Here is a 5,012-nt window from a genome sequence, read left to right as displayed (position 1 = left end):
ATACAGCAATAGGCAATCACACAGTAACAGCAACACTTAGTGGTAGCTCTAACTACACTCCGATGCCTTATACCCTGTCTGCTACATTATCGATTACTGAAGCACAAGAAGAATTACCTTCTCTTGATAGTGTTATATTTGAACACAAAACAGAGACCTACACTGGAGAAGTAATCTCGATTGAAGCAACGAACCTTCCTAATAACGTAAGAGTTTCTTATGATAAGAACCAATATATTGACTCAGGTACATATCAAGTAGTAGCATCATTCTATTTCAAGGATATCTTACTAGGAACTAAGTCAGCTACACTGACTATCGAGAAAGCACGTATTATGGGAGTCAAGTTTAGTAAGAAAGAAGTAACCTATAATGGTAAAGAGCACGAACTACTACTAGAAGGAGAACTACCTCTAGGCGTAACTGCTACTTATAAAAACAATACTGGAACTAACGCAGGTACATATAAAGCATCTGTAAAATTAGAAGGAGACAATTATATCACAAGTACTAGATCAAACGAGCTAATCATATTACCTGCTGATATCACTCAACTTGTCGAGCTAAAAAGCCAATCGTTTATATATGATGGTAAGCCAAAATCACTAGCTGTTACAGGTGAAGTTCCTCAAGAGCTAACTCTTACTTATACTAATAATACACATACAGCAATAGGGAATCACACAGTAACAGCAATATTAAGCGGCAGTACTAACTACACGCCGATGCCTTATACCCTATCTGCTACACTATCAATTACACAAAAAGAGGAAGAATTACCTTCTTTAGACAATGTAATCTTTGAACACAAAACAGAAACGTATACAGGGGAGGTTATTTCAATTGAAGCTACTAATCTTCCTGACTTAGTAACTGTAAAATACAACCAAAATGAGTACATCAATACTGGTGTTTACCAAGTAGTAGCTACCTTCTACTTTAAAGATATTCTACTAGGAACTAAGTCAGCTACACTGACTATCGGAAAAGCACGTATCACTGGAGTCAAGTTTAGTAAGAAAGAAGTAACTTATAATGGCAAAGAACACGAACTACTATTAGAAGGAGAACTGCCTCTAGGAGTAACCGCTACTTATAAAAACAATATTCATAAGAATGCAGGTACGTACAAAGCTTCTGTAACTTTATCAGGAGACAATTATATCACAAGTACTAGATCAAATGAGCTAATCATACTTCCTGCTGATATCACTCAATTAGTCGAGCTACAAAGTGAGTCGTTTATATATGACGGTAAGCCAAAGTCACTAGCCGTTATAGGCGAAGTCCCTCAAGAACTAACGCTTACTTATAAAAACAACAAGCATACAGAAGTAGGGTATCACACAGTAACAGCAACACTTAGTGGTAGTTCCAACTATACGCCAATGCCTTATACGCTGTCTGCTACGTTATCGATTACTAAGAAGCAAGAAGAATTACCTTCACTTGACAGTGTAATCTTTGAACATAAAACAGAGACATATACAGGAGAGATTATATCAATTGAAGCTACCAACCTTCCTAACCTAGTTACTGTAAAGTACAACCAAAATGAGTACATCAACACTGGTATATATCAAGTAATAGCGTCATTCTACTTTAAAGACATCTTACTAGGAACTAAGTCAGCTACACTAACTATCGAGAAAGCACGTATTACAGGAGTCAAGTTTAGTAAAAAAGAAATAACCTACGATGGCAAAGAGCACGAACTTCTATTAGAAGGAGAACTACCTCTAGGCGTAACAGTTACTTATAAAAACAATATTCATAAGAATGCAGGTACTTATAAAGCTTCTGTAAAATTAGAAGGAGATAATTACATCACAAGTACCAGATCAAACGAGCTAATCATACTACCTGCTGATATCACTCAACTTATTGAACTAAAAAGCCAGTCGTTTACATATGATGGTAAGCCAAAGTCACTAGCTGTTACAGGTGAAGTACCTCAAGAACTAACACTTACCTATACTAATAATACACAGACAGCAATAGGGAACCACACTGTCACAGCAACATTAAGTGGTAGTGATAACTATACACCGATGCCTTATATGCTGTCTGCAACTTTATCAATTACAAAGAAAGAGGAAGAATTACCTTCTTTAGACAAAGTGATTTTTGAGCATAAAACAGAGACGTACACTGGAGAGGCTATTTCAATCGAAGCAACGAACCTTCCTAACTTAGTTACTGTAAAGTACAATCAAAATGAGTACATCAACACGGGTACATATCAAGTCATAGCGTCATTCTATTTCAAGGATATCTTACTAGGAACTAAGTCTGCTACACTGACTATCGAGAAAGCACGTATCGAAGGAGTCAAGTTTAGTAAAAAAGAAGTAACCTACGATGGTAAAGAACATGAGCTTCTACTAGAAGGTGAACTACCTCTAGGTATAACCGCTACTTATAAAAATAATAAAGCTACTAACGCAGGTATCTATAAAGCTTCTGTAAAATTAGAAGGAGACAATTATATCACAAGTACGAGATCAAACGAGCTCATCATACTTCCTGCTGATATCACTCAACTTGTCGAGCTAAAAAGCCAGTCGTTTATATATGATGGTAAACCGAAGTCATTAGTCATTACAGGTGAAGTACCACAAGAATTGACGCTTACTTATCAAAACAACAAGCATACAGAAATAGGCAATCATATGGTAACAGCTATACTTAGTGGTAGTGATAACTATACACCAATACCTTATACTCTGTCTGCTACATTATCGATTACTGAAGAGCAGGAAGAACTCCCTACATTAGATAATATAATTTTTAAAGATATAGTTGCTATTTACAGTGGTCAACCCTACAAGATTATTGCTACAAACCTTCCTCAGGATGTAACTGTAAAATACAGTGATAACTCCTTTACTAATTCAGGTGTTTATATCATCACTGCAGACTTCTATTATCAAGATATTTTATTAGGACATAAAAGAGCAACGCTTACTATAGAGAAAGCTCCCATCACTAGTGTAAAGTTCAGTAAAAAAGAAGTTAATTATACAGGTACAGCACATCAGCTCCTACTAGAAGGAGAGTTACCTCAAGGAGTAAAAGCAACCTATCAAAACAATAAACACATTGATGCAGGAGAATATAAAGCTTCCGTAAAACTAGAAGGAGACAATTATATCACAAGTACTCGTACAAATCTATTGATCATTCGACCAGCAGATCTGACTAGATTAGTGAGCTTAAAGAATCAATCGTTCAAGTATGATGGACAGCCAAAATCTTTAAATATAGAAGGGCATATACCTCAAGGGCTACGTATTACTTATCAAAACAATACGCATACAGACATTGGACACTATACAGTTACAGCCACATTAGAAGGAAGTAGTAACTACACTCCTATGCCTTATACAATGACGGCAATATTAGCCATAAGCCACGAAGGCGAAACTCTACCAATGCTGGACAACGTTATATTTGAGAACAAATCAGTTACTTACAATGGTAACTCTCATAAACTAGAAGCATACAATATTCCTAATGAAGTCAATGTAGAATATGACAGAAACTACTATGACAACGCAGGAGAATATAGTATAAAAGCTTCTTTCTATTATAAATCAATACTTATTGGTACTAAAACAGCCAAATTAACAATAGAGAAAGCTAAACTAACTAATATCACATTTAGCAAACTTATAGTGGATTATACAGGTAAACCTCAGAAGATCTTAATCAAAGGAAAACTGCCTAAAGGAGTGACTGCCACTTACGAAAATAATATTCACACAGACGCAGGCATTTACAAAGCTAGTGTTACACTAGAAGGCGATAATTATATTACTAGCAAACGCACAGCTAATCTTACAATCAAGCCACTTGATATACACAAATTCATTTCATTTCCTAACCAAGCTTTTGTATATGACGGTCAACCTAAAACACTTACCTTGACAGGAAACTTACCCCATCCTCTAAAAGTGACTTATGAAAACAATACACATACAGAAATAGGGAAATATCAAGTAAAAGCGACCATTGAGGGAAGTAGTAATTATGCTCCAATGCCTTATGTAATAACAGCAACTTTGGTCATCAGAAGTGATGATGAAGCAGCTGATATAGTTGAATTATCTATTAATGAACAAGTGTTTAAAAACCCAACCAATAAGATAACATACATCTTGCCTTGTGGAGAAAAATATGCTCGAATAGAGTTTAATGAATTAAGTGCAGGAGCTTTTATCACTAACAACATAAAAGAGGAATACTTATTACATTATGCAGGTACGTTTACAATTCCTGTAACAGTTAAATCTGAATCACAGACACTCACTAGAGAATACACAATAGAACTAATCAGACCCGTACCTTTCGAAAAAGTAGCGATAATGAAGCCAGATAATTCTTTTGTTATAAATATGAACTCAGCCACAAACGGAGGTTTTAACTTCACCTCATTTAATTGGTATAGAGATGATATGCTAGTGAGTACAAATAACTATTATGTAGCAGGAGCGTACAGTGATATCAATAACAATAATCAAGTTCAACATCACTTAATACTGACAACGGATAAAGGAGAAAAAGTCTATACCTGTAAACAAATTATAGAGATCAATAATACAAACAAGGTCAAACTGTTCCCAAATCCAGTAAATCAAAACAAAATAATCAATATTGTTTTTGATATGGATAGAACCACTTTTAGTCCTGCTAGGCTAGAAATATATTCTATACTAGGAAACAAGGTATTAGAGGCAGAACTTCCCAACCGAGAGAACAGTGTTCACCTCCCACCACATTTACAAAGTGGTAAATACATCGCAGTTATTCTAATCAATAACGAAAAGAAAATTATCAACTTCATCATCAAATAATTTTTTACTTTCTGTTTATACTTCCGAAAGGTTGAATCTCATCACTGAGTTCAACCTTTCTTTTTTTAATAATCTCAGTAAATCCTACTACACCTCTTTTGTCATTCTGAGCTTGCGAAGAATCCCATCCTACATGATTGTAGAGTTACGTGTGAG

The 5,012-nt window shown here is 35.2% G+C and carries 1 protein-coding gene; it reads left to right on the top strand.

The window, feature by feature from the left end; translation table 11 throughout:
- Positions 1 to 4,856 (top strand): T9SS type A sorting domain-containing protein (locus tag AABL87_RS17585; RefSeq protein WP_341277689.1); only part of this gene is annotated, 4,856 nt, incomplete at its 5' end.
- Positions 4,857 to 5,012 lie beyond the last annotated feature (156 nt).

Origin of the sequence: Myroides sp. C4067 (assembly GCF_038039665.1) — a bacterium.
In the GTDB taxonomy this organism is placed as follows: domain Bacteria; phylum Bacteroidota; class Bacteroidia; order Flavobacteriales; family Flavobacteriaceae; genus Flavobacterium; species Flavobacterium odoratimimum.
Note: the sequence above shows the minus strand (reverse complement) of the source record. Positions and strands in the feature narration are given on the sequence as shown.